The sequence below is a fragment of the Actinoplanes sp. NPDC026623 genome (assembly GCF_040638275.1).
Lineage (GTDB): Bacteria > Actinomycetota > Actinomycetes > Mycobacteriales > Micromonosporaceae > Actinoplanes.
The window spans coordinates 48,487-74,067 of sequence record NZ_JBEZXZ010000011.1 but is presented as its reverse complement, the minus strand read 5'-3'; the positions used below and the strand labels follow the sequence as shown (position 1 = coordinate 74,067).

Sequence of the window (25,581 nt, the reverse complement as noted above, 5' to 3'; positions counted from 1 at the left end):
GGCCCCACCTCCGGTCGGGCGACTCCCGTCCGTGTCGCCTCGCGCGTCAGGCAGTCTGGGCGCCGGGCGGAATACGCTCGTCGTATGGCGCGCACGACGAACCGGCGACCGGTGTTGAAGATCAACCTGGCTGCCGACGCCGAGTCGCGGCGACGGCCCGACGACCTCGCCGCCGAGGAGCCGCTGGAGATCCGGCTCCGGCAGGCGCCCCTCGCCGTCACCATGCGCACCCCCGGCCAGGACATCGACCTCGCCATGGGGTTCCTGCTGACCGAGGGCATCATCCGCACCGCCGCGGACGTCGTCACGGCCCAGTTGTGCGCGGGAACGGACACGCCGAACACCTACAACGTGGTCGATGTCGTGCTGGGCGCCGACGTGCCGCTGCCGGCGACCGACCCGAGCAGGAACTTCTACACGACCAGTTCGTGCGGGGTGTGCGGGAAGGCGAGCATCGACGCCGTGCGGACCCGCTCGCAGTTCGACGTGGCCGCGGACCCCTGCACGGTGCCGGCCCGGGTCCTCACCGAACTGCCCGGCCGGCTGCGGGCCGCCCAGCGCACCTTCGACCGTACGGGCGGGCTGCACGCGGCCGGTCTGTTCACCGCCGGGGGCGAGTTGCTGGTGCTGCGCGAGGACGTGGGGCGGCACAACGCGGTCGACAAGGTCATCGGCTGGGCGCTGCGCGAGGGCCGCCTGCCGCTGGCCGGACACGTGCTGCTCGTCTCCGGGCGGGCCAGCTTCGAGCTGACCCAGAAGGCCTGGATGGCCGGCATCCCGCTGCTCGCCGCCGTTTCCGCGCCGAGCACCCTGGCGGCGGAGCTGGCCGACGAGGCGGGAATGACGCTCGTCGGGTTCCTCCGAGAACCGTCGATGAACGTCTACTCCGGCACCCAGCGCGTCATTGTCTGAGTTCACACGGTCTTCGACGGATGTCAATTCCGTCCATGCGGCCGAGACATTCATGTTCATGAGGCTTTCCACATCCCGTACCACCACAAGCGCTGGGAGCCTCGATGACAATCGACAATCCTCAACCGTCGACAGCCGCCGGGCGCAGCCGCCGCCCGGGCCACTCGGTCTCACGACGTAACCTCCTGCTCGGCGGTGCCGCGGCGGGTGCCGCCGCGAGCACGGTGACCATCTGGCCGCTCGCGGCATCGGCCGCGCCCTATCGCGGGCCGCTGCGCGGCGACCCGTTCACCCTCGGCGTCGCGTCCGGCGATCCCGAACACGACGGCTTCGTGCTCTGGACCCGGCTGGCGCCGGCCCCGCCGGCCGAGGACGGCCTCGGCGGAATGCCGGCCCGCGACGTGCCCGTGCTGTGGGAACTGTCCGCCGACGCCGGATTCCGCCGGGTGGTGCGCCGCGGCGTCGCCGTGGCCCGCGCCTCCGTCGCGCACACCGTCCACGTCGAGTTGCACGGACTGCTGCCCGCCCGCGAATACTTCTACCGGTTCAAGGCCGAGCGTTACGTGTCGCCGGCCGGCCGCACCCGCACGGCGCCGCTGCCGTGGGCGAGCGGCGGCACCCTGGCCATGTCGTTCGCGTCGTGCTCGCAGTACGAACACGGCTACTTCACCGCGTACCGGCGGCTGGCCGAGGACGAGCCGGAACTCGTCCTGCACCTGGGCGACTACCAGTACGAGTACGCGCCCCACACGTACAACATCCCCGGCGGCAACCCGCGCGACCACGCCGGCCCGGAGACGGTCACGCTGGCGAACTACCGGCAGCGGCACGCCCAGTACAAGACCGACCCGGACCTGCAGGCGGCACACGCCGTCGCGCCCTGGGCCGTCGTCTTCGACGACCACGAGATCGAGAACAACTGGGCGGACGAGGTGCCGGAGCAGCCGGACCCGAACTTCCTCGCCCGGCGCGCCGCCGCGTTCCAGGCGTACTACGAGAACATGCCGCTGCGCCGGACCTCGATCCCGAACGGCATCGACATGCGGTTGTACCGGCGACTGCACTGGGGCCGGCTGGCCACCTTCCACCTGCTCGACACCCGGCAGTTCCGCGACGACCAGGGCTGCGGCGACGGCTACCAGGACTGCCCGGCCGCGCTGGACCCGGCCCGTTCCATCACCGGCACCAGGCAGGAGGCCTGGCTGCTCGACGGCTTCCGCCGCTCGTCGGCCCGCTGGGACATCCTTGGCCAGCAGGTCTTCTTCGGCCAGCGCGACAACAACTCCGGCCCGGCGACGGTGGTGAGCATGGACTCGTGGGACGGCTACGCCGCCTCCCGCGACCGGATCACCCGCGGCTGGGTCGACGCGGGCGTACGCAACCCGGTGGTCCTGACCGGTGACGTGCACGCGCACTGGGCGGACGAGCTGAAACTGGACTACGCCGACCCCACGTCCCGGACGGTGGGCACCGAACTGGTGTGCTCCTCGATCACCTCCTCGGGCGACGGTGCCGACGTCCCGACCGGTACGCACCCGTGGGCGCTCTGGAACCCGCATCTGCGCTTCTTCAACAACCAGCGTGGCTACGTCCGCACGACGATCACCAAGGACGCGCTGACCGCCGACTTCCAGGTCCTGCCGTACGTGACCCGGGCCGGCGCCCCGGTGCACACCCGGGCGACGTTCGTCATCGAGGACCGGGTGCCCGGCCTGCAGCAGATCGCCGACAACCCGACGCCGGGCGCGACCGCGGCGTTGCGGGCCGGTGATCTGGGGGCGGAGACGGTCCGGCAGGAGACCGAGCGGCCTTGACCGCAGTTCGACACACGCCGGACCCCGGCATCGGGTGGCATGAGTTCGCACGATGCCGTCAGATGCGGTGCCGGCTGACCCGGTGGGAGATTCTCGGCCGGGTCGCTCGCTCGACGTGGGTCGCCCGCTCCGGGCTGTCCGCCGGCAGCGGGCGGCCCGGGGTTCCGCAGTCGGGCTGCGCATGCGGCTCCGGCCCGCTGTCGGGGTCATCCTCGGGGTCGCGCGGGAGTTCGGGCGCGCCGGCGACCGCGGGCCAGCCGTCCAGCACCGCCGGATGCACCCCGTTGACCAGCGCCTGGTGCACCAGCATGGCGAGCGAGTAGTCCCCCTGCTCGTCGAGTGCCCGTTCCACGGCGACGCTTGCCAGCACACCCGACCCGGACCGCCAGGCCACGAAGGCGAGCAGCGAGGCCGGCGCCGGGACATACGCCGGCTCCACCCGGCGCACCACGTCCGACCAAAGCCCCAGCTCCCACTCCTCGGTGCGGGTCCTGGTCCAGGCGTAGTCGCGGACCGGCACGTGCAGCAGCAGCAGGCCCAGCCAGGCGATCTCGTCGTCGGGGAGGCGCCCGCCCGAGCGGTAGCAGCGCTCGGCCTCCCGCACCGCTTTTCGGCCGGCCCGTCGCACGCGCTGGAAGAAGCGCGTCTCGTCCGCCAGAAACGGGACCTCGTCCTGCGCCGGACCCGGCCCCGGATTCGTCCCCGAGGCAGGCCCCGCCACGGGTCCGTCGCTCGCCCGGCCCGGCGCCCGGGCCGCGGCACGGGTCGGCTCGCCGTCGTCGGTGCAGGCGGCGACGCCCTTCGGACCCGATACGGATTCCAGCGGCGCGGATTCCAACGGCACGATCCCCAGCGACACGGTCCCCAGCGGCACAGACTCCGACGGCGCGACGTCCGGCGCCACAGACTCCGACGGATCGGACTCCGACGGGGCGAAGTCCGCGGCGGCGAGGGTCGCCAGGCGTAGGACCGCTCGTGCCGTTGCGGCCGTCATCGCCGTGCGGTCGTCGCCGGACACCGGTGTTACCTGCGCCGCGAACATCTCGCGGCTCGGCAGCGCCACCGCACCCGCGAAGGTGGCCTCGGCCGCCACCACGCTGTCCGGCGGATCGCACGGCTGTCCCTGCGGCGGGCAGCAGGCCCGGTCCGAGCAGAGGAACGACCAGAACCGGCCGTCCTCGACCCGCAGCTCCTCGATGATCACGAGGCCGACCCGGCGGAAGGCGTCCGAGACGCGGAGGACGGCGGGCGTCACGCGCTCCTTGTCGCCGTATCCGATGATCGCGACGGCCTGCACCTGCTGCCTGATCACCACGGACGCCAGGTGTAGCACCGCCGCCTTCGCCTCCTCGGCCGGCGCGCCCAGCTCAGGCAGGTCGGCGCGGACCGCGAACGCGATCTCGGGGCCGCGCATCGCCACGACCGTCAGGCTGTCCGCCGGGTGAAAGCCGATCAGGAACGGCACGGCGGAGATGAGTTCGGCGGGAGAACTGACCTTCAGCTTCATCATGGCCAGCAGCGTGGCGGAGCCGGCGCGTCCGCCGAGTGCCGAAGATCCCGGCTGTGGATAACGCGCTTATCCACAGGGTCTGAGCGCGAGAACCCGCTCAGGAACGAAACTGCAACTCATGCAACTCGAGCCCGTCCTGCTGCCACTCGTGGGTGTGCCGGTCCAGGTCCATGGTCAACTCGATCGACGACACCACGTCGTATCCCGCGGCGTGCAGGCTGCGGATCGCATCGACGTTTCGCGACGACGGCGAGATCGTCAGAGACAACATGCCGCGCTTCTTCGCCTCCGCCGCGACGTGCCGCAGCAGCTTGCGGCCGACACCCTTGTGCCGGTGCGAGCCGGTTACGACGACCGGTTCCACCTCGCCGGCGCGACCCCGCATGATGAGGCCGACCAGCCCGATCACCCCATCGTCCGCGTGGTCGGCGACCCAGAGCCCGCTCAGGTCGAGCCGGGTCAGATACTCCTCGAAACCGGCACCGCCGTCGTCCGCGGCATCGCCATACATTTTGTTGTGCTGATAGGTCAGCTCCGACCACAGGCGGCGACCAGCGCTGTGGTCGCTCGGCCGGTACGGACGCACCGCGACAGGTGTCATGCCGACATTTTGACTCCGAATCGGGCACGCCGTAACCCGAAGTGGAAGATAAGGCGGTGGATCTGGCGTACCTGCGCGCGCACCCCCAGCACCTCCCGACATTTCTCACGCACCAGCGGATCCGGGAGACACCGGTCGGTGGGGGTGACGTGTGCGCCGCATCCCGCTTGACCTTGGACGACGGCACGTCGCTGTTCACGAAGACCTGGCCGTCCGGACCCGCTCCCGAGCACTTCTTCGCCACCGAGGCGGCCGGGCTGCGGTGGCTCCGGGAGGCGGGCACCGTGCCGGTCCCGGAGGTGATGGTCGCACTTCCGGAGCTGCTCGCGCTCGAGTGGATCGACGCCGGCCCCGCATCCCCCCAGGCCGCCGAACGGTTCGGGCGGGACCTCGCCGGGATGCACCGCACGGGCGCGGACGCGTTCGGAGCCGACTGGCAGGGCTTCCTCGGCCCCCTGGCCCAGGACAACACGCCCTCGGTGGGGCCATGGGGCCCGTGGTTCGCGGAACGACGGCTGCGCCCGTACCTGAGGATCTCGGCCGACGCCGGTGCGCTGTCGGCGGCGGACGTCGCGGTGGTGGAGCGGGTCATCGCGAGGATCGAGGGCTACGGCGGGCAGGAGCCACCTGCCCGCATCCACGGAGATCTGTGGCCGGGAAACGTGCTGTGGGCTGCCGACGGGCGGGCCTGGCTGGTCGACCCCGCTGCGCACGGTGGCCATCGGGAGACCGACCTGGCCCAGTTGGCGCTCTTCTCCGGTGTTCCCCACCTGGAGACGATCCTCGCAGCGTATCGGGAGTCGTGGCCGCTGGCGGACGGCTGGCGGGAGCGGGTTCCGCTGCATCAACTGCACCTTCTGCTGCTGCACACGGCGGCGTTCGGGGGTGCCTACCGGTCCGCGGTGCGCGCCGCGGCGGACGCCGCGCTCGACGGCTGAGGCCCGGACAGGCTCAATGAAATCCCGTCATCGCCGAGATCGACACCGCGGCGCGACAGACACCGCCCTCGACGGCCAAGGCTCGGAAGCTCGATCAACCCCGTCATCACCGCGCCGCGCCGGACACCGCCCTCGACCGCTCTCGACCGCTCAAGCCCGCACATGACTCCGTATCTCGTCATTGCCGGGGCCTCGGCGGCCGGGATGCCGGTCGCGCCGACGAGACGTTCGGTGGCTTGCGTCCCACCGGCTGCCGGGAGGGGTCGAATGTCGTACTCAAGCGCTAGGTTCGATCAGTGAGCGTTATTCAACGTGGCCGGGGTGGCGGCGCCCGGCAGGGATCGACGGCCGGGACGACTCCGGCCCGAGGCCGGGTTGAACACTGCTCAGTGAGCAACATCGGGGGGTCGGCCGGACGGCTCCCGACTTCCGCGGGCGTGGATGCCCGGCAGGGTGAGGGGCCGACGTGAGCGTGCTCGCCGACCGGTTCGGGCGGGTGGCGACAGACCTGAGGGTGTCGCTCACCGACCGCTGCAACCTGCGCTGCAGCTACTGCATGCCCGAGGAGGGGCTCGCCTGGATGCCGCGTGAGCAGCAGCTCACCGACGCCGAGGTCGGCCGGCTGATTCGCATCGCCGTCGAGCGGTTGGGCGTGACCGAGGTGCGCTTCACCGGGGGCGAGCCTTTGATCCGGCGCGGGCTGGTGGGCATCGTCTCGGCCGCCGCGGCGCTCAGCCCGCGGCCCAAGTTGTCCGTCACGACCAACGGCATCGGTCTCGAGCGGATGGCTGTGCCGCTGCTCGACGCCGGGCTGGATCGGGTCAACGTCTCGCTGGACACGCTCTCCCCCGCGCGCTTCCGCGACCTCACCCACCGGGACCGGCACGCCGACGTCCTGAAGGGCCTGGCCGGCGCGGCGCGCGCCGGCCTCACGCCGGTAAAGATCAATACCGTGCTGATGCGCGGGGTCAACGACGACGAGGCGCCGGACCTGCTCCGCTTTGCGCTGGATCATGGATACGAGCTGAGGTTCATCGAGCAGATGCCGCTCGACGCCCAGCATCAGTGGGACCGGCACGAGATGGTCACCGCCGAGGCGATCCTGGCGTCGCTCGAGCCGTTCGGGCTCCAGCCCGATCCGGTTTCACGTGGAACCGCGCCGGCCGAGACCTGGCTCGTGCCGGGCTATCGCGACGCGGCCGGAAACCCGGCCCGGGTGGGTGTGATCGGCAGCGTGACCCGGCCGTTCTGCGGCGATTGCGACCGCACCCGGCTGACCGCCGACGGCCAGGTCCGCAACTGCCTCTTCGCCACCGAAGAGTCCGACCTGCGCGGTCTACTTCGCGCGGGCGGATCCGACACGGAGATCTCGGCGGCCTGGCAGGCCGCGATGTGGGGCAAGCGCCCGGGTCACGGCATCGACGAGCCGTCCTTCCTGCAGCCCGTCCGCCCGATGTCGGCGATCGGTGGCTGAGATGCCTCCGACCAGCCTGACGCCCGCGACCGGCCCGGCAACTGCGACCGGCCGGCCACCGTCGAGCGGTCCGGCACCTTCGAACGGCCCAGCAACATCAAACGGCTGGGCGACGGCCCACGGCACGACAACGTCAACCAGCCCGGCGATGGCGAGCGGTCCGCCGATCGCGAACGACGCAGCAACATCAAACGGCTGGGCGACGGCCCACGGCACGACAGCGTCGAGCAGCCCGGCGATGGCGAGCACCCCCGCAACATCGAGCGGATGGGCGACGGCCCACGGTTCGGCAACGTCGAGCAGCCCGGCGATGGCGAGCGGTCAGCCGATGGCGAACGGCCCGGCGATGGCTGGCGGAGATCTCGGTCGTTCGATGTTCATGGCCGGAAGGTGAGCGGGATGCTCGAGGTTCGTTACTTCGCCGGGGCCCGGGCAGTGGCCGGGACGCCGACCGAGCGCATCGCTGCCGCCTCTCTCGACGACCTGACAAGCGTGCTTACCGAGCGACACGGGGAGCGGCTCGCTGTGGTGCTCAAGGCCGCGAGTTTCCTGGTCGACGGCCTGGCCTGTCATGATCGGCAGGCGGCGCTGCCCGCCGGCGCGACGGTGGACGTCCTGCCGCCGTTCGCTGGGGGTTGAGCTTGATCGCGTTCGTCGGCCTGGTCATCGTTGTGATCGGCCTGATCCACTTCTACCTGTGGAAACGGCTGGTCCGTGACCCGCTGCGGCCCGGGCGGATGCGGAAGCTCGGCGGCTGGGTGGCGGTCCTGCTGGCCCTGCTGGTCCCGGCCACCCTGATCGGCACACGGGCCGGGCTCGAGTGGCTGGCGTGGCCGGGGTTCCTCTGGATCGCGCTGATGTTCTACCTGTTGGTGACGCTGGCGGTCGTCGAAATCCCCCGCCTGGTGATCAACTTGTGGATCGGCGCGACCGCAAAGCGCGCGTCACCCACCGCCGAAGCAGCCCGCCTCGTCGCGACCCGCGACCCCGCGCAGCCGGCACCACCAGCGGCGGCGGCATCAGCACCGGCATCAGCGCCGTCGTCGTTCGAATCGGCGTCGCCGGCCAACGCAATGCTGTCATCCGGCACGACCGCACCAGCAATGGCGCCGCCCGCCGCCGCGGTCGCGGCGGCGACGCAGGCGGCGGCCGTTGCACCAGCCACGGCAAGGACCCGAGGCGGCGAACAGGACTTTGCGGCATCCGCGAGGAGGCCGGGGACCACGACCGAGACCGTCACAGCGGCCACGGCGGGGACGGAAATGGCAACCGAGACCGTCGCGGCAGCCACGACGAAGCCGGGAACCCAGACCGAGACCCTCCCAGCAGCCACGGCAGGGACGGAAATGGCAACCGAGACCGTCGCGGCAGCCACGACGAAGCCGGGAGCCCAGACCGAGACCCTCCCAGCAGCCATGGCGGGGACCGGGACCCCGACCGAGACCGTTGCGGCAGCCACGACGGAGGCGGGGGCCGAGACGGGGACGGGCGCCGAGGCAGCATCTGCCCGGACCGGTGCCGCGCTTGCGAACTCGGCACCTGTTGCCGCTCCGACGGCGCACCCCGGGGACATCGCCGCCGCTCCAGACGCGACGACCGCGCCGGTTGCAGCCGAACCGGGTGCCACGGATCAGCAGCCCGGCATCGACCGCCGGCTCCTGCTCGCCCGCGGTGCCGCGATCTTCGCCGGTCTGACCGCCGCCGCCATCACCGGCTACGGCGTCAAGACCGCCCTCGGCCCGCCGCAGCTGGACCGGGTCCAACTGCCTCTCGCCAAGCTTCCCCGCGCCATGGACGGGACCCGGCTCGCCGTCGTCTCCGACATCCACCTCGGGCCGCTCACCGGCACCCACCACACGGGTCGCATCGTCGAGCTGATCAACTCCGTGGACGCCGACATCGTCTGCATCGTCGGCGACCTGGTCGACGGCAGCGTCGCGGAGCTGGGCAAGTTCGCGGCGCCGCTGGCCGGCATCCGGTCCCGGCGGGGCGCCTACTTCGTCACCGGCAACCACGAGTACTACTCCGGCTACCAGGAGTGGATCACCGAGGTGACGCGGCTCGGCGTGCGGCCGCTGCGCAACGAGCGGCTGGAGCTCGACGGCCTCGACCTCGCCGGCGTCAACGACGTGGGCGGCGCGGATTTCGGGGACGGCCCCGATCTGCGGCGCGCCCTGGGTGACCGCGACACCAGCCGCCCCGTGGTGCTCATGGCGCATCAGCCCATCGTCGCCTTCGACGCCGCCCCGTTCGGGGTGGACCTGCAGGTCTCCGGGCACACGCACGGCGGCCAGATGGCGCCGTTCAACCTGCTCGTGCCGCTCCAGCAGCCCGTGGTGAGCGGGCTGGGCAACGTCGACGGCGTACCCGTCTATGTGACCAACGGCGCCGGGTTCTGGGGTCCGCCGGTCCGGGTCGGCGCCCCGCCGCAGGTCACCGTCATCGAACTGCGTACCCCGTAGAAGTGAATCTTCACAGTTCTGCTGAGCCACGGCTCGGATCTCCGCAGGATTCAATCGTGGATCGGTTATGTCACTTCGCGCGTGGCGGCTCGTGGCGCGCCCCGCGGTCGTGACAGGATGCAGCGTGCCCTCGGTTAGCGAAGGGTCCTCGGTCGCCGCGGACACATACGTCGCGGATCTGCACATCCACTCCAAGTATTCGCGTGCCTGCAGCCGTGACCTCACCCTGCCGAACCTCGCCTGGTGGGCCCGCCGCAAGGGCATCGCGGTGCTCGGCACCGGCGACTTCACGCATCCGGCCTGGTTCGACCACCTCCGCGAGAACCTGCACCCCGCCGACGAGCCCGGCCTGTTCCGGCTGAGCGCGGACGCGGAGCAGGAGGTCAGCCGCCGGCTCCCGCCGATCCTGCAGGGCACCGACAGCGCGCGCTTCATGCTCAGCGTCGAGATCTCCACGATTTACAAGCGGGACGACCGCACCCGCAAGGTGCACCACCTGATCTACCTGCCGGACCTCGAGGCCGCCGCCCGGTTCAACACCGCGCTGGGCCGGATCGGCAACCTCACCGCTGACGGCCGGCCCATCCTCGGCCTCGACTCCCGCGACCTGCTGGAGATCGTTCTCGAGGCCAGCCCCGACGGCTATCTCGTGCCCGCGCACATCTGGACGCCCTGGTTCTCCGCGCTCGGCTCGAAGTCCGGCTTCGACGCGATCGCCGACTGCTACGCCGACCTCGCCGACCACATCACCGCGGTCGAGACCGGTCTGTCCTCCGATCCGGAGATGAACTGGCGGGTCTCGAGCCTCGACCGCTACCGCCTGGTCTCCAATTCCGACGCGCACTCGCCGGCGGCGCTGGGCCGCGAGGCGACCCTTTTCACCGGTACGCCGGACTACTTCGCGATCAAGGACGGGCACACCCTCGCCGGGACCCTGGAGTTCTTCCCGGAGGAGGGCAAGTACCACGCCGACGGGCACCGCGCCTGCGGCATCAACTGGGCGCCGCAGCAGACCCGGGAGCACGGCGGCCGCTGCCCGGAGTGCGGAAAGCCGCTGACGGTCGGCGTGCTCAGCCGCATCGACGATCTCGCGGACCGCAACGGCGGCGGCGAGCGCCCGCAGCAGGTCGTTCACCTGATCCAGCTCGCCGAGATCCTCGGTGAGATCAGCGGGGTGGGCCCGAAGTCCAAGACCGTGGACGGGCAGCTCAACCACCTGGTCGCCGGCCTCGGCGCCGAGCTGGACATCCTGCGGACCGTGCCGCTCGACGAGATCGGCGTGACCGGCGGCGAGCAGCTTCGCGAGGCGATCGACCGGCTGCGCCGCGGCGACGTGCACCGGCTCTCCGGTTACGACGGCGAGTACGGCGTCATCACCCTCTTCGAGCCGGGCGAGTTGCGGAACAAGCAGAACGCGCCGCAGGCCGAGACGTTGTTCGACATGATCCCCGTTCCGGTGCCCCAGCAGCGCAGGGCCGAGCCGGCGGTGGGTCGCGCGCCCGTGCCGAAGGCGGCCAGGGAGCCGAAGAAGAAGGCCCCGCCGCTGCCGCCGCCGGCGAGTCCGCACGAGCCGTTCGAGCCGATGCTGGCCGGCATGGAGGAGGTCGGCACCGGCCTGCTGGACCGCCTCGACGCCATGCAGCGCGTCGCCGCGTCCGCGCCGGGCGGGCCGCTGCTGATCGTGGCCGGGCCTGGCACCGGCAAGACCCGCACGCTGACGCACCGGATCGCCTATCTCTGCGCCGAGCTGGGCGTCTTTCCGGAGCGCTGCCTGGCGATCACCTTCACCCGGCGGGCCGCCGAGGAGATGCGGCACCGTCTCGACGCCCTGATGGGTGACGTGGCCGAGGACATCACCGTCGGCACGTTCCACTCCGTCGGGCTGACGATCCTCAAGGAGAACGCCAAGGCCGCCGGGCTGGGCGCCAACTGGCGCATCGCCGACGACGCCGAGCGCGCCGCCGCCCGCGAGCAGGCCGGCGACGACGATCTCGCGTACACGAAGCTTCTGCGGCAGCTGGACCTGGTCGACCTGGATGACCTTCTCACGATGCCCGTCGCCCTGCTGCGGGACGAGCCGGACCTGGTCGAGCGCTACCGCAAACGCTGGCAGTGGGTCTTCGTGGACGAGTACCAGGACGTCGACGACGTGCAGTACGAGTTGCTGCGCCTGCTCTCGCCGGCGAACGGGAACCTGTGCGCGATCGGCGACCCGGACCAGGCGATCTATTCGTTCCGGGGCGCCGACGTCGGCTACTTCCTGCGTTTCTCCAGCGACTTCACCGACGCCCGCCTGGTCCGGCTGACCCGCAACTACCGCTCGTCCGCGCCGATCCTGGCGGCGGCCGTGCAGGCGATCGCACCGACCACCCTGGTCAACGGCCGCCGGCTCGACCCGGCCCGGGTGAACCCGGAGTCCCCGCTGGTGGGCCGCTATTTCTCGGCGAGCGTGGCGGACGAGGCCGACTTCGTGGTCCGCACGATCGACGAACTCGTCGGCGGGCTCTCGCACCGCTCCCTGGACTCGGGCCGCATCGACTCCCGCGCGGTCGCGCCGGGCACCCTGTCGTTCTCGGACATCGCCGTGCTCTATCGCACCGACTCCCAGGCCCAGGTCGTGGTGGACGCGCTGTCGCGTGCCGGCGTACCGGTGCAGAAGCGGTCGCATAATCGCCTGCGGGACCGGGCGGGGGTTCAGGTGATCGCCCGGGAGTTGCGCCACGCGGACGGGCTGACCGGCCCGCTGGCGGCGCGGGTCAAGGTGACGGCCCAGATGCTGGCGCAGCGCTATGCGGCGCCGACGCTGGACGCCGAGCACCTGGCGCCGGAGGACATCTGGACGGCCGCCGACCTGCTGATGCCGCTCGCCCACCGGATCGGCGACGACCTGACCCGCTTCCTGCAGGAGATCGCCACCGGCGCGGAGATCGACGCCCTCGACCCGCGCGCGGAGGCGGTCAACCTGCTGACCCTGCACGCGGCGAAGGGCCTGGAGTTCCCGGTGGTCTTCCTGGTCGGGTGCGAGGACGGGCTGCTGCCGCTGCGCTGGCCGGGCGCCAAGCCGACGGACGACGAGACGGCCGAGGAGCGGCGCCTGTTCTTCGTTGGCCTGACCCGCGCGCAGGACAGGCTCTACGTGAGCCACTCGGCGCGCCGCTTCCGGCACGGCACGGAGCGCGAGCAGTCGCCGACGCCGTTCCTGGACGCGATCGACGTCGGGCTGTTCGAGCGCATGGGCGACAGGGTGCCGTCGCGTCCCCGGGACAGGCAACTGCGGCTCCTCTAGCCCTAGCGGGTGGTGACCAGGGCGAGCAGTGCCCCGGCCAGGAGCGCCGGTCCCAGCGGAAGCGGCGTCCGTCGTTCCGCGCGCCGGGTCAGCAGAAGCGACAGGGCCATCGGCCCGTTGATCAGGTGCGGGGCGAGCAGGCCGATCGCGACCGCCGGCCAGCCGGCGTCGCCGAGGACGAAGGCCAGCACCGCCGCCAGTTTCACGTCGCCCAGGCCGAGGCCGCCGCCGGGGAGCAGGGCGACGAGCAGGTAGATCACGCCGGTCAGGGCCGCGGCCGCAAGGGCGCGGACCAGGCGGCCCGGCTCTCCGCTCGCCAGCGCGCCCAGGGCGAGCGGCAGGACCGTCACGGCCGCGAACAGCGCCACCAGCGGATCGGGCAGGCGCAGGCAGCGGAGGTCGATCGCCGCGAGCAGCACGCCGACGACCGCCGCCGGGAGCAGCGCGACCAGTGGCGGCGCCGGGCCGATCGCCGCGCCGAGCAGGCCCGCCGCCAGGGCGCTCACCGCGACCGTGCACATCGGCGGCGGGGCGCAGCGGCACGACGCTCCGGCGCGTACCCAAGAATCGGTTCGGGTTTCGCAGGACGGGCACGCGGATCTCGGCGGCGCTCCCCGCGGGACCGCGAGGCGGTGTGCGACGCGGGGAACGAAGGCGGACGCCGCGCCGCCGAAGGTGGCGGCGAGGACGGCTACCGGCAGCGGCATGGGGGTGAACGGTAGTGGTCCGGCGGACGCCGTGTGGGTCGCGTTGCCGACACATGTGGCGGTTAGCCCTGTTGTCACCGAGTTGAGCCCAGGACGGCGCGATTCCGGGAGGGAACGCGGCGGGGGTCCACGCTACGGTGGCGTACAGCGAACCCGCGCCTGGAGGATTCCCGATGTCGCAGAACGGCCCCTACCCCGGCCAAGGCTGGTCGGCCGGCGGTTCGTCGGGTTCCGACGAACCGTATACGGAGCCGGCCGACCCCTGGGGCGATGCCGCCACCCAGTCTTCGTCCGCGCCCGAGGCCGCCTGGGGCGGCCAGCCGATGTCGGTGTCCCCGGCAAACGAGAATTCGGCCGGCTACGGCGCCTACCCGGGCGGCCCGCCGCTCGGTGCCGCGCCGGTGTGGCAGCCGCCGCACGCGGCGCCGCTGCCGGTGAGGCGCCGCAACAGCCCGATCGTCGCCCTGGTGATCGTGCTGGGCCTGCTCATCTGCGGCGGCCTCGGCACCGCGGGCTGGCTGTTGCAGCACGACGACGACCCCAAGGCGGGCCAGACCGGGCAGCCGACGGCCGCGCCGACCGCGACCACCAACGGCGCCGCACCCGAGCCGCAGAGCAGCGAGGACGCGCGGTTCGTGAGCAAGGGCCAGTGTGTGCGCAACGAGGGCTCGGCCGACGACACCCCCGACCTCAACATCGTCTCGTGTGCGAGCGGCACCTATCAGGTGCTCAAGCGGGTCGACGGCCGCACCACCGGCGAGGCCGACGCCGAGTCGAAGTGCAGCAAGGTCGCGAAGTACACCAAGTGGTATTTCTACGACAGCGAGCTGGACAGCCTCGACTTCGTGCTGTGCCTCAAGGAGTATGGCGTCGACTAGCCCTTTCTAGCGCAGACGCTAGAAAGCCGTAGAGGACGTTCGAATCCCATCTCTAGCTTTTCGACTAGAGAGCCCGATACGGTGCTATCCGTGGATCCCGTGCGGAACCCGTATGCGCCCGGCGCGGGCCAGCGCCCGCCCGAGCTGGCCGGGCGCGGGCGCGAGCTGGGCGCGTTCGACGTGGTTCTCGAGCGCGTCTCCCGCGGCCGCCCCGAGCGCAGCCTCGTCCTGACCGGCCTGCGCGGCGTCGGCAAGACCGTCCTGCTCAACACGCTGCGCTCGGCCGCGATCGGCCGGCTCTGGGGCACCGGCAAGATCGAGGCCCGGCCGGACCAGTCGCTGCGCCGGCCGGTGTCCGCCGCGCTGCACATGGCGATCCGCGAGCTGGCCCCGCATCACCGCAACCCCGAGCGGGTCGACGAGGTGCTGGCGGTGCTCAAGGCGTTCGCGCTGCGGGCCAACGACTCCTCGGCCAAGCTGCGTGACCGGTGGACCCCCGGCATCGACGTGCCGCCGGCCCGGGGGCGCGCCGACTCCGGCGACATCGAGATCGACTTGGTCGAGCTGTTCACCGACGCGGCGTCGCTCGCCACCGACGTGGGCACGGGCATCGCCCTGTTCATCGACGAGATGCAGGACCTGGGGCCGGCCGACGTGTCCGCGCTGTGCGCCGCCTGCCATGAGCTGTCCCAGCTCGGCGCGCCGCTCATCGTCGTCGGCGCCGGCCTGCCGCACCTGCCGGCCGTGCTCTCGGCGGCGAAGTCCTACTCGGAGCGCCTCTTCCGGTATCAGCGCATCGACCGGCTCGACCGGATCGCCGCCGACCTGGCCCTGTGCGCGCCGGCCGAACGCGAGGACGTCGAGTACGAGGCCAAGGCGCTGGACCTGCTCTACGAGAAGTCGGGCGGGTACCCGTACTTCGTGCAGGCGTACGGCAAGGCGACCTGGGATCACGCGCCGACGTCGCCGGTGACCGCCGAGGACGTACGGGTGGCGTCGCCGGAGGCCGAGGCCGAGCTGGCCGTGGGATTCTTCGGGTCCCGTTTCGAACGGGCGACGCCGGCGGAGCGCGAATACATGCGGGCGATGGCGTCGCTGTCCGGGGACTCGGAGCACGACATGGACGCGGCGGTGCCCACCTCGGACATCGCGGCCGCGCTGTCCCGGCGCCCGGCCAGCCTGTCGCCGGCCCGGGACGCCCTGATCAAGAAGGGCCTGATCTATTCGGGCGAGCGCGGCACGGTGGCGTTCACCGTCCCGCACTTCGGCCGCTACCTGCGAACCCAGCCCTAGAGGTTGCGCCAGGGCGCGGGGTATCGGGCCTCGACCGGGTTGAGGGCGAGCACCTGCCACGCGTCGCCGAAGGAGGACCACTCGCTGGTGATCCCGAACGGCGCGGCCGGGACGAAGCCGAAACGGCCGTAGTAGGCGGGATCGCCGAGCACGAGGACCAGCCGCTCGCCGGCCGCGGTGGCGCGGCGCAGGCCTTCCCGGATGACCGCGCTGCCCAGGCCGCGTTTCTGCAGGTCGGGCAGGACGCCGACCGGGCCGAGCGCCAGGCCGCGTTCGCCGCCGACCATGATCCGGCTGAGCAGGGCGAACGCCACCACGGCACCGTTTTCCTCGGCGACGACGCAAAGGTCGGGCAGCCAGGCGTGGCCGGGTCGCAGCGTCTCCACCAGCCGCGCCTCGGCGTCGGTCCCGAACGCGGCCAGCAGCACCCCCCGAACGCCGGGAACATCGTCCGCGCGTTCGGCCCTAACCTCGGTCATGCCCAGCCACGATACGGAACCACCGGCCGGCCCGCGCGGACCCGGTCCGATCGATTCCTACGGGATCCGATGTTCATGGAGTGACGCGCGCTGTCCGGGTATAAACAGGCTATGAAGCCTGTGCGTACTGCAGCCCGCGCCATGCTCGGTGCGATCTTCGTGGTCAGCGGAGTTCGCGTCGTCCTCAATCCCGATGCCAAGGTCGACACCGCCAAGCAGATCACCGACCGGGTCGGGCCGCTGATCGAGCGGGTCGATCCGCGGCTGCCCAGCGACGCGCGAACCCTGGTGCGGTTGAAGGCCGGCACCGATGTCGTCGCCGGGCTGCTGCTGGCCGGCGGCCGGTTCACCCGGCCCGCCGCCGCGGTGCTCGCCGCCAACCTGGTGCCCACGACGCTCGCGGGGCACTCGTTCTGGACGATGTCGCAGCCCGAGCGGTCGCAGCACGAGGCGCACTTCCTGAAGAATCTCGGGCTGCTCGGCGGCCTGCTGCTCGCCGCCGCCGACACCCAGGGCAAGCCCGGCCTCGGCTACCGGACCAGCCACGCCGTCGAGCGGTCGCAGCGATCGGTGCGGCGCGCCGTGCGGACCGCCCGGCGGGAGGCGAAGATCGCTCGGCGTTCGGCCGCCGCCGCGCGCAGGATCCCCGGCTAAATCACCAAACGGGCATAACCGGCGTTAAGTGGAGGAAGCGCTCTCGACAGGCGCGATGGTCGAGAGACGGGGAGGTCGCGCCATGCCCGCGAGGCGGACCCCCGCGCGTCCCGCTGCGACCGGCTCCGTCGTGGTCGGCCTCGCCTGCATCGGCATCCTGGCCGCGATCACCACGATCGCCCAACGGTACGGATTCAGCGACCTCGCCGTCGGCCGTGCGGCGGTGCAGAGCTGGCTGGCGGGCGACGGGCTGTACGCGTACCGCTCGCCGCTCGGCCAGCTCGGGACCGCGCTCGCGCCGCCGGCGTTGTTCCTCGTCTCGCCGGCCGCGTTCCTGCCGCTCAGACTGGCTGGGTGGCTGACGGCGCTGGCCGGGGTCGCCGCGCTCGGGCTCTCGCTAGTCGCACTGGTCGGGCCGGTCGCACGGCGGTACGGGCGGCGCCGGTGGCCGGTGGTGCTCGCGGCGGGCGCGCTGGCGCTCACCGTCGAGCCGGTGCGGGCCGCGCTCGGGCTCGGCGCCTTCGACCTGCTGGTGTTCGGGATGATCACGGCCGACATCGTCGCCCTGCGGCGCGGCGCCTGGGCGCGCAGCCGGGCCGCCTGGTGGCCCGGCCGCCCCGCCTGCTCGCCGCCGCAGGGGCGGACGATCGGTGACCTGCTGCGGCGCGGCTGGGCCACCGGCGCCTGGGCGGGCCTCGGCACCGGGATCGCCACCGCCCTGACGGTCACCCCGGCCTTCTTCATCGCCTATCTGGCCGTGACGCGGCAGTGGCGCGCCGCGTTCATCGCCGCGGGCACGACGTCGGTCGCGGTGGTCGGCACGTTGATGATCACGCCGCGCGAGACCGCCGCCTGGTTCGGCGAGGTGCTGTGGCGCATCGACCGCACCGGGCCGGTCGACGCCGTCGGCAACCAGTCGCTCGCCGGGGTGCTGGCCCGGATCTACGACTCGGCGACCACGCCGGTGCTGCTCTGGCTGTCGTTCTCGCTGCTGCTCGCCGCGGTCGGCTTCATCAGGGCCCGGGCGGCGCACGCCGACGGCGACGAGATCGCGGCGTTCACGCTGGTCGGGCTCACGGCGGCGATCGTCGGGCCGGTCACCGACACGCACGAGCTGATCTGGGTGCTCCCGGCCACGCTGATCCTGATCGACGCGGCCGCCCGGCGGCGGGTGACCTCGGGTCGCGCGCTGCCGGGGCGCACCCGGCGGCCCGGGCTGGGTTTCGCGGTCGCGGCCGGCGCGACGTATCTGCTGTTCGTGCTGGCGCCGATGTGGAGCGTGCACGACCCGCTCTCGCGCAACGCCTACGCGCTGGCGGCGATTCTGCTGGTCAACGCGCTGCCGTGGCGGCCGGGGGTGGCGCCGGCCTTCCCGGTCAACCGGTGGCTGGGGCGCCCCGCCCGGCGCGACGACGGCCGGCGGGCGCGGATCCGGGCCGGCGGGTCCCCGTACGAGAGCGGTGTCGCGGCCGGCCGCCCGGCCGCCGCGGGCCGGCCCGGTGCCGCGGGCGGGCCGCTGTCGTCGGTCACGATCCCGCCGCCGCGCGATCCGGGCCGCTGACGAGGCGGGCGGACCGGCTCAGGGGCAGTTGACCCACTCCTGCGTGCCGTCGGTGAAGACCTGGCGTTTCCAGATCGGCAGCCGGGCCTTCACCTCGTCGACCAGCCGCGCGGACGCCGCGAACGCCGCCGCCCGGTGCGCCGTGCTCACCGACGCCACCAGGGCCACGTCGCCGATCCGCAGGACGCCGACCCGGTGTGACACCGCCACCGCGTAGACGTCCGGGTCCGCGGCGATCTCCAGTGCCACCTCGCGCAGCACCGCCGCCGCGGTGGGATGCCCCTCGTATTCGAGCAGCGTCACGCCGCGGCCGCCATCGTGATCACGGACGACGCCCTGGAACGACACGACCGCCCCGGCCCGGGCGTCCGCCACCGCCTGCTCGTGTGCGGCCAGGTCCAGCGCCGAATCGCGGATGTCGACGATGCGTACCGCCTCGATCGGGTTCATGGGCGTTCTCCGGCGTAGAGCGGCAGGGGCAGGAACGGGACCAGCTCGCCCGCCCCGGCCTGGGTGTCCGGGCGGACCACCACGAAACCGTGCGCGCCGGCCAGCCCGCGCAGCATCGCCGACCCGACGTGCCCGACCGGCGTCGCCCGGCGGCCGTCCCGGTCGAGGGCGGCCAGCGCGAGGTGGGTGAAGCCGCCACGGCCCGGCACCGGCGCCGTCAGCTCGACCCGGGGCAGCACCGGCAGCTCGCGGCCGTGCAGGCCGGCCAGCAGCGGCGCGACCAGCGAGATCAGTGCGATCACCGCCGACTGCGGATTGCCGGGCAGCCCGGCGAGGAACCGGGGCCGCCCGTCCGGGCCGGGCACCCGGGCCAGCAGCATCGGGAAGCCGGGGCGCACCGCGACCGTGTTCATCACGTACTCGGCGCCCAGCTCGGCGAGGGCCGGGTGCAGGTGGTCGACGGGGCCGTTCATCGTGCCGCCGGTCGTGCACACCACGTCCGCGACCGTCAGCGCGTCCCGGATCGCCGCGACGTGCGCCTCCAGGGTGTCCCGGACCGGGCCCCGCACGGCCGTGGCGTCGACCGTCGCCCCGTAGCGGCGCAGCCAGGCCGGCACGAGCGGGCTCAGCGAGTCACGGACCCGGCCGTCGCCCGGTGCCCCGCTGGTGAGCAGTTCATCGCCGAAGACCAGCAGCGCCGCCCGGGGCAGCGGCCGGACCGCGATCACGTCGTAGCCGCAGGTCGCGGCCATGCCCAGCACGGCCGGATCGACCGGCGTGCCGGCGGGGAGAAGCTCCTCGCCGCGGTGCGCCTCGTCGCCCGGCAGCCGCCACTCGGGCACCGGGCGCGGTGCGCCGCCGATCAGGCCCTCGGCGTCGCGGGTCGACTCCTCGACGCGGATCAGCGCCTCCGCGCCCGCCGGGACCATCGCGCCGGTCGCGATCTCGACGCAGGTGCCGTCGTCCGTCAGTGGCCCGGCCGTGCCCCCGGCCAGCACCCGCCCGGCGGGCCGCCACGGCCCCGGGCCGCGGACCGCCCAGCCGTCGATGCTCGAGGTCGCGAACGCCGGCAGGTCGGTCAGTGCCACCAGCGGCTCGGCGAGCGTACGGCCGTCGGCGCCGGCCAGCGGCACGGTCTCGGCGGCGCCCGCGGCGGCACGCCCGGCCTCGTACGCCATGGTGCGGGCCTTGTCCCAGTCGACCGGGATGTTCTCTGCGCTCACGAGGAGAGCCTATGGTCGCCGCCGCCGATCTGCTCCACCGTGTGCGCGAGGATCGGGCCGAGCACCGCCAGGCCGTCCCGGGCGCCGCCCGTCGACCCGGGCAGGTTGACCACGAGCGTGCGGCCCGCGACGCCGGCGAGGCCGCGGGAGAGCGCCGCCGTGGGCACCTTGTCCCTGCTGTGAGCGCGGATCGCCTCCGCGATGCCGGGCACCTCGAAGTCGAGCAGCGGCCGGGTCGCCTCGGGCGTCCGGTCGGTCGGGGTCACGCCGGTGCCCCCGCTGGTGACGACCACGTCGACGCCCTCGGCGACGGCGATCCGCAGTGCCTCGGCCACCGGCTCGCCGTCCGGCACGACGACCGGCTCCCGGTCCACCTCGCAGCCGAGATCGCGCAGGCCGGCGACGAGCAGCGGGCCGCTGGTGTCGGCGTAGACGCCCGCCGCGGCGCGGTTCGAGGCGACGATCACCCGGGCGCGGATCACGGCCGGTCCTGCGGGCGTACCCATTCGCCGGTCTTGCCGCCCTCCTTGCGCAGGACCCGGACGGCCTCGATGCTCGCCGCGGGGTCCACCGCCTTGACCATGTCGATCAGGGTGAGCCCGGCGGTGGCCACGGCCGTCAGCGCCTCCATCTCGACGCCGGTGCGGTCCGCCGTCCTGGTCGTCGCGGTGATGTCGACGCCGGTGTCGGTGATCCGCAGGTCGACGGTCACGCCGTGCAGCCCGATCGGGTGGCACAGGGGCACCAGGTCCGGGGTGCGCTTGGCGCCCATGATCCCGGCGATCCGGGCCACCGCGAGGGCGTCGCCCTTCGGCAGGCCCTCGCCGCGCAGCAGCGCGACCACCTCCGCGGTGGTGGCCAGCCGACCGGCCGCCACCGCGCGCCGTGCGGTGATCTCCTTCGCCGACACGTCAACCATGCGCGCGGCACCCTCGGCGTCGACATGAGTCATTTTCGCTGCGTTCGTCACGTGCCACAGCGTATCCACCACGGAGATGCTCTTGGAATTCCCCGGCGACTTGGCGTCAGAAAGTCAGCGATCCTCCACTTTCCGTAGCCATTTCAGATGGCAATCCGTTCTACGCGGTGAATTGATCCATAGGACGCTTTCTCGTTGGCTCGGATCAAATGCGAGGGGCGTACATTGCAGTGCGATGCGGCGGGTACTGGTAGCAGGGCATTTACCGCCGTTCGGGCATTGCCGGGCAACGGGAAGAACCGATCTTCTAATGGTTGCGGAGCGTTGCCCGGCCGTCACGCATTTGGCATAAAACTCTCGATACTCGCATTTCCTGAAACGAGCGACAAATACTCCTTCCCAGAATCGTTCAGCATTCCTATCGTTTGGGCGTCGAGTTGAGCCAGACGGATCGGTAAGCGGCGATTTCCCGATCGTCGATACGACGATCGGAATCGATTCTCGGGACTGGGGGTGCACCATGAACGACAACGACTGGGGCTGAGCCCGTTCACGCGCACTGCAGCTTCGCCCACGCTGTGTCTTGACATGGGATACCGAGAGTCGGTCACCATGGTCAGCAAGGGGGCAGACGTGACTTACGAGAAGACCGACAAACAGCTCCGGCTGTATGTCGGTCTCGTCGTATTTGCGGGGTTTGGCACGCTGGGTTGGGCCGCCTCCCGCGCCCACTTCGCCGACCCGGCGGAATTGCTCTATCCGGCGATCATGGCGCTGATCATCATGGCCGCCAACGGTCCCGTGGTGCGGATCCGGCTCCGCTCCCAGCACCGCTACTTCTCGTCGACCTCCAGCGCGATCCTGATCGCCATCGCCAGCCTGCCGGGCCCCTGGGTCGTGCTCTGCACGGCGGTCGGCGTCCTCGGCGCAAAGCTGGTCACCCAGCGCAACGTCATGAAGATCTCGTTCAACGTCGCCAAGGACACCCACGGCGCCGCACTCGCGGTGCTCGCGGCCGGGCTGTTCCACATCGGCCCGGTCAGCCTCGACTCGGGCGCCGACCCGTCCTGGATCAACCTCCTCCTCGGACTCGCCGCCGCCATCGTCTGTTACGCCGCCGTCGACGACGGGCTGGGCAACCAGGTTCTGGCCATGGCCACCCGGACCACCTGGCTGCAGGTGGCCCTGCGCAACTGGGACATCCACCTCTTCGCCCGGGTCATACACCTCGCGATCGCCTTGCTGGCGGCGCAGGCGATCGCCCGGGATCCGCGCCTGCTGATCGCGCTGCCGCCGATCCTGCTGGTGCTCCACCTGATCGCCCGCAACATGATGCGCAGCCGCGCCGAACGCGAGGACTGGCGCCGGCTCGCGCAGACCATCGACGAGCTCAACGTCAAGGACCTCTCCGACGTGCTGCGTTCCGTCGCCACCCAGGCGCCGAAGCTGTTCTCGGCCGACGAGGCCGAGGTCGAGCTGCCCGGCGAGGGCGGCGACGCCCGCCTGGTCCGCGGCTCCTCCGGGCACTTCTACGACGGCACCCGCGCAGCCGCGCCCGCACCGGCCGCCGCCTCGGTGATCGAGGCCCCGCTCGAGGGCCACGACAGCGGGCACGACCTCGGCGTTCTGCGGCTGCGTTTCGGAAAGGCCGTCAAGTTTCGCGAGTCCGAGCACTACAAGCTCAAGGCGCTCGCGTCCGCGCTCTACACCGCGATCCGCAACGCCAACGCCTACGCCGAGCTGCAGCGGGTCGCGGACGAGCACGCGTACGCCGCCGCGCACGACTCGCTCACCGGCCTGCCCAACCGCCGCCAGCTGCTCGAACGCGCGGAAGAGGCGTTCGACAACCGCACCGACCAGGGCATGGTCGCGCTGCTGCTGATCGACCTCAACCACTTCAAGGAGGTCAACGACACCCTCGGGCACCAGGCCGGCGACAAGGTGCTGCGGGAGGTGGCGACCATGCTGGAGCGCGGCGCCCACCCGGGCGACCTGGTCGCCCGGCTCGGCGGCGACGAGTTCGCGGTGCTCCTCACCGGCCTGCCCACCCCGGCCCTGGCGACGCACCGGGCCGAGGCGCTGCTCAGCTGCCTGGACCGCAGCATCGAGATCGACGGCATGCGCCTGACCGTCGAGGCCTGCGGCGGCATCGCGTCCGCGCCCGGCAGCGGCGGCGTCACCGAGCTGCTACGCCGCGCCGATGTGGCCATGTACCAGGCGAAACGCTCGGGTCAGCGCACCGCGACCTACGAGCACGCCCGCGACACCGCGGACATCGGCCGGCTGATGCTGGGCGGCGAGCTCCGCCGGGCCGTCGCCGAGCACGAGTTCGTGGTCGACTTCCAGCCCATCGTCGACCTCGGCAGCGGTGAGGTGATCTCCGCCGAGGCGCTGGCCCGGTGGCACCACCCGGAGCACGGCAACCTGAGCCCGATGCAGTTCCTCGAGACCGTCGAACGCTCCGGCCAGCTGCCCGCGTTCGCCGACGCGGTGCTCGAGCAGTCGCTCACCGCGTACGGGATGTGGCGCGAAGCGGGTTTTGATCTGCCCGTGGCCGTCAACGTCTCGCCGCGCAGCCTGCTGGACGACACGTTCCCGAGCGCCGTGCTGTCCCGGCTCGCCGCCCACGGCGTTCCGGCGGACCGGTTGGTGCTCGAACTGGCCGAGACGCTCACGCTCAGTCAGCTCGAGGTCGTCGACCGGGCGCTGAGCGAGCTGCGCGACGCCGGCGTCCGGCTGGCCCTGGACGACTTCGGCACCGGGGTGTCGTCGCTCACGGTGCTGTCCCGCATCCCGGTGCATCAGCTCAAGATCGATCGCGAGTTCGTCACCGCGGTCGAGACCTCGTCCGAGGCCGCCGCCGTGATCCGCTCGACCGTCGACCTCGCGCGCAGCCTGCACCTGACCGTCGTCGCCGAGGGCGTCGAGAGCGAGCCGCAGCGGCACGCGCTCTGGGAGCTCGGCTGCGTCGCCGGCCAGGGCCACCTCTTCGCCCGGCCGATGCGCTCCGACCGGCTGCTCGCCACGCTGCTGCGCGGCTCGGGCGGGCGCCCGGGCGCGCTGTCCGACGTTCTGCACACCGCCGGCTCGGTCGTCCGGATGCCGCATCGCAGGTCACCGGGGCACGGGAGATCCTCTCTGCCACACTTGCCCGCGTGACCCTGCTAGCGCGCCTCGACCGGGCCCTCGGTGGCCTCGCCGCCGACGCCGCGCTGTACGGCCTCGCCGCGGCGTTCGCCCTCGTCACCGCGCTGACCTCGACACTCCCGTCGCATCGGGCCTGGGGCGCCTGGGCGGTCTGTGCCTATCTCGCCGCGCTCGCCGTCGTCGCTGTGCAGTTGGTGCTGCGGCGCCCGCGGTGGCGGATGGGCCTGACCTGGGCGGCGTGGTGCGGCGCCGTGCTCCTCCCGTTGATCGTCGAGTCGGTGCAGCGTGCCGCCGGGCACGACGGCCGGGCGCAGGAGGAGGTGCTGGTCGTCGAGCACATGGGCGAGCGGCTGGCGAGCACCGGGACGCCGTACCTCGGCCCGCACGCGATCGCCGCGCTGCCGCCCGGGGACCAGTTGCTGGGCTACGCGCCGTATCAGCCGGGCATGGCCGTCTTCGGCCTGCCGAGGGCGGCCCTCGGCGACGCCTGGTTCACCGACGCACGGGTCTGGTTCGCGGTCGCGACGGCCGCGACGCTGGTGGTGGCCGTGCGGCTGCTCGCGGGTCGCGGCCGGCCGGCGCCGCCGAGCCTGGTCCGGGCGGTGCAGTTCGCCACCGTGCTGCCCGTCTGCGCCCTGACCCTGGCCACCGGGGGTGACGACCTCCCGGTGCTCGCCCTGTCGCTGCTCGCCCTGGCCTGCTGCGCGACCGGCCGCTACGGCGCCGCCGGTCTCGCGGTGGGCGCGGCCGCCGCGCTCAAACTGCTGGCCCTGCCGGTCCTCGTCGTCCTCGCGGTCCTGGCGATCGTCACCGGCAACGCCCGCCGCTTCCTGCCGGGCGCGCTCGGCCTGCCCGTGCTGGCCCTGGTGCCGGCCTTCCTGGTGGACGCAGACGCCTTCGTCGAGAACGTGATCCGTTTCCCGCTCGGGCACGGCCAGGTGACCAGCCCGGCCCAGTCGCCGTTCCCCGGCTACCTGATCTCGCAGGCGGTGCCGGGCGGCCGGTACGTCGCGGTCGCGCTGCTGGTCGCGGCCGCCCTGACGATCGCCGGCCTGCTCGTGCGCCGCCCGCCGCGCGCGGCCGCGACCGCGGCGCTCTTCTGCGGGTACGGCCTGCTGGCCGCCATCCTGCTGATGCCGACCACCCGCTTCGGTTACCTGCTGTACCCCCTGGCGCTGCTGGTCTGGGCGCCCGCGCTCGCCGCGGCACACAGCAGACCCACAGCAACGACGCCACCGCGGCGTGACCCGGCCTTGTACCGTTTGTGACATGC

General features: G+C 72.4%; 20 protein-coding genes and 2 pseudogenes. 14 read left to right on the top strand and 8 right to left on the bottom strand.

Annotated elements, in window-relative coordinates; genetic code table 11:
* Positions 1–84 precede the first annotated feature (84 nt).
* Both fdhD and AB0F10_RS05555 read left to right on the top strand, forming a co-directional pair.
* Positions 85–912 (top strand): formate dehydrogenase accessory sulfurtransferase FdhD, encoded by an 828-nt coding sequence (fdhD, locus tag AB0F10_RS05560; RefSeq protein WP_360620598.1) that lies wholly within the window; start codon positions 85–87, stop codon positions 910–912.
* A gap of 104 nt (positions 913–1,016) precedes the next feature.
* A complete protein-coding gene (locus AB0F10_RS05555; protein WP_360620597.1) occupies positions 1,017–2,726 on the top strand; it encodes an alkaline phosphatase D family protein in 1,710 nt (569 codons plus the stop codon).
* A gap of 58 nt (positions 2,727–2,784) precedes the next feature.
* Here AB0F10_RS05555 and AB0F10_RS05550 read toward each other — a convergent pair whose 3' ends face one another.
* Together AB0F10_RS05550 and AB0F10_RS05545 are read right to left on the bottom strand one after the other, a co-directional pair.
* A complete protein-coding gene (locus AB0F10_RS05550) occupies positions 2,785–4,236 on the bottom strand; it encodes a DUF4192 domain-containing protein (RefSeq protein WP_360620596.1) in 1,452 nt (483 codons plus the stop codon).
* A 97-nt stretch (positions 4,237–4,333) separates the two neighbouring features.
* Positions 4,334–4,837 (bottom strand): GNAT family N-acetyltransferase, encoded by a 504-nt coding sequence (locus AB0F10_RS05545; RefSeq protein ID WP_360620595.1) that lies wholly within the window; start codon positions 4,835–4,837, stop codon positions 4,334–4,336.
* 56 nt (positions 4,838–4,893) lie between these two features.
* Here AB0F10_RS05545 and AB0F10_RS05540 point away from each other — a divergent pair, with 56 nt between their 5' ends.
* From AB0F10_RS05540 to AB0F10_RS05515, 6 genes and pseudogenes are all read left to right on the top strand, one after another.
* Positions 4,894–5,775 carry a fructosamine kinase family protein gene (locus tag AB0F10_RS05540; protein ID WP_360620594.1) on the top strand — a complete coding sequence of 294 codons (882 nt, stop codon included), beginning with the start codon at positions 4,894–4,896 and terminating at the stop codon, positions 5,773–5,775.
* A 466-nt stretch (positions 5,776–6,241) separates the two neighbouring features.
* On the top strand, positions 6,242–7,249 hold the full coding sequence (moaA, locus tag AB0F10_RS05535) for a GTP 3',8-cyclase MoaA (RefSeq protein ID WP_360620593.1): 1,008 nt from the start codon (positions 6,242–6,244) through the stop codon (positions 7,247–7,249).
* A gap of 399 nt (positions 7,250–7,648) precedes the next feature.
* The gene (locus tag AB0F10_RS05530) at positions 7,649–7,888 is read left to right on the top strand and encodes a MoaD/ThiS family protein (protein WP_360620625.1); all 240 of its coding nucleotides are present in this window, start codon (positions 7,649–7,651) and stop codon (positions 7,886–7,888) included.
* Positions 7,885–8,157, top strand: a pseudogene (locus AB0F10_RS05525) (metallophosphoesterase); the annotation flags it as partial. The gene AB0F10_RS05530 and the pseudogene AB0F10_RS05525, both read left to right, overlap by 4 nt.
* A gap of 741 nt (positions 8,158–8,898) precedes the next feature.
* Positions 8,899–9,711: pseudogene (locus AB0F10_RS05520) on the top strand (metallophosphoesterase); the annotation flags it as partial.
* Between the two features lie 124 nt (positions 9,712–9,835).
* Entirely contained in the window at positions 9,836–12,997 is a 3,162-nt protein-coding gene (locus AB0F10_RS05515; RefSeq protein WP_360620592.1) for a UvrD-helicase domain-containing protein, read from the top strand.
* Between the two features lie 2 nt (positions 12,998–12,999).
* Here AB0F10_RS05515 and AB0F10_RS05510 read toward each other — a convergent pair whose 3' ends face one another.
* Positions 13,000–13,704, bottom strand: a complete 705-nt coding sequence (locus AB0F10_RS05510) for a prepilin peptidase (protein WP_360620591.1) — start codon at positions 13,702–13,704, stop codon at positions 13,000–13,002.
* Between the two features lie 173 nt (positions 13,705–13,877).
* On the opposite strand from AB0F10_RS05510, the gene AB0F10_RS05505 reads away from it, so the two are divergent.
* Positions 13,878–14,582, top strand: a complete 705-nt coding sequence (locus AB0F10_RS05505) for a hypothetical protein (protein WP_360620590.1) — start codon at positions 13,878–13,880, stop codon at positions 14,580–14,582.
* A 90-nt stretch (positions 14,583–14,672) separates the two neighbouring features.
* Positions 14,673–15,875 (top strand): ATP-binding protein, encoded by a 1,203-nt coding sequence (locus tag AB0F10_RS05500; RefSeq protein WP_360620589.1) that lies wholly within the window; start codon positions 14,673–14,675, stop codon positions 15,873–15,875.
* On the opposite strand, the gene AB0F10_RS05495 is transcribed toward AB0F10_RS05500, so the two are convergent.
* Positions 15,872–16,354 (bottom strand): N-acetyltransferase, encoded by a 483-nt coding sequence (locus tag AB0F10_RS05495; RefSeq protein WP_360620588.1) that lies wholly within the window; start codon positions 16,352–16,354, stop codon positions 15,872–15,874. The two genes, AB0F10_RS05500 and AB0F10_RS05495, sit on opposite strands and share 4 nt — an antisense overlap.
* A 111-nt stretch (positions 16,355–16,465) precedes the next feature.
* Between AB0F10_RS05495 and AB0F10_RS05490 the strand changes: the two genes are divergently transcribed.
* Positions 16,466–17,008 (top strand): DoxX family protein, encoded by a 543-nt coding sequence (locus AB0F10_RS05490; protein WP_360620587.1) that lies wholly within the window; start codon positions 16,466–16,468, stop codon positions 17,006–17,008.
* 82 nt (positions 17,009–17,090) lie between these two features.
* Complete coding sequence (locus AB0F10_RS05485) at positions 17,091–18,569, top strand: glycosyltransferase 87 family protein (protein WP_360620586.1); 1,479 nt, start codon at positions 17,091–17,093, stop codon at positions 18,567–18,569.
* 18 nt (positions 18,570–18,587) lie between these two features.
* Here the strand turns inward: AB0F10_RS05485 and AB0F10_RS05480 are convergent, their stop codons facing one another.
* The 4 genes from AB0F10_RS05480 to moaC are packed head-to-tail and all read right to left on the bottom strand — an operon-like array spanning position 18,588 to position 21,212.
* Complete coding sequence (locus AB0F10_RS05480) at positions 18,588–19,010, bottom strand: molybdenum cofactor biosynthesis protein MoaE (protein WP_360620624.1); 423 nt, start codon at positions 19,008–19,010, stop codon at positions 18,588–18,590.
* Positions 19,011–19,015: 5 nt separating this feature from the next.
* Positions 19,016–20,197, bottom strand: coding sequence for a molybdopterin molybdotransferase MoeA (locus AB0F10_RS05475; RefSeq protein WP_360620623.1), 1,182 nt, complete (start codon positions 20,195–20,197; stop codon positions 19,016–19,018).
* 41 nt (positions 20,198–20,238) lie between these two features.
* Positions 20,239–20,748 (bottom strand): MogA/MoaB family molybdenum cofactor biosynthesis protein, encoded by a 510-nt coding sequence (locus AB0F10_RS05470; RefSeq protein ID WP_360620585.1) that lies wholly within the window; start codon positions 20,746–20,748, stop codon positions 20,239–20,241.
* On the bottom strand, positions 20,721–21,212 hold the full coding sequence (gene moaC, locus AB0F10_RS05465; RefSeq protein ID WP_360620584.1) for a cyclic pyranopterin monophosphate synthase MoaC: 492 nt from the start codon (positions 21,210–21,212) through the stop codon (positions 20,721–20,723). Before moaC ends, AB0F10_RS05470 begins: the two co-directional genes overlap by 28 nt.
* A gap of 537 nt (positions 21,213–21,749) precedes the next feature.
* Here moaC and AB0F10_RS05460 point away from each other — a divergent pair.
* Together AB0F10_RS05460 and AB0F10_RS05455 are read left to right on the top strand one after the other, a co-directional pair.
* Complete coding sequence (locus AB0F10_RS05460) at positions 21,750–24,320, top strand: bifunctional diguanylate cyclase/phosphodiesterase (RefSeq protein WP_360620583.1); 2,571 nt, start codon at positions 21,750–21,752, stop codon at positions 24,318–24,320.
* Entirely contained in the window at positions 24,317–25,576 is a 1,260-nt protein-coding gene (locus AB0F10_RS05455; RefSeq protein WP_360620582.1) for a glycosyltransferase 87 family protein, read from the top strand. The genes AB0F10_RS05460 and AB0F10_RS05455 overlap by 4 nt, the downstream gene beginning before the upstream one ends.
* The last annotated feature ends 5 nt before the right edge of the window (positions 25,577–25,581 follow it).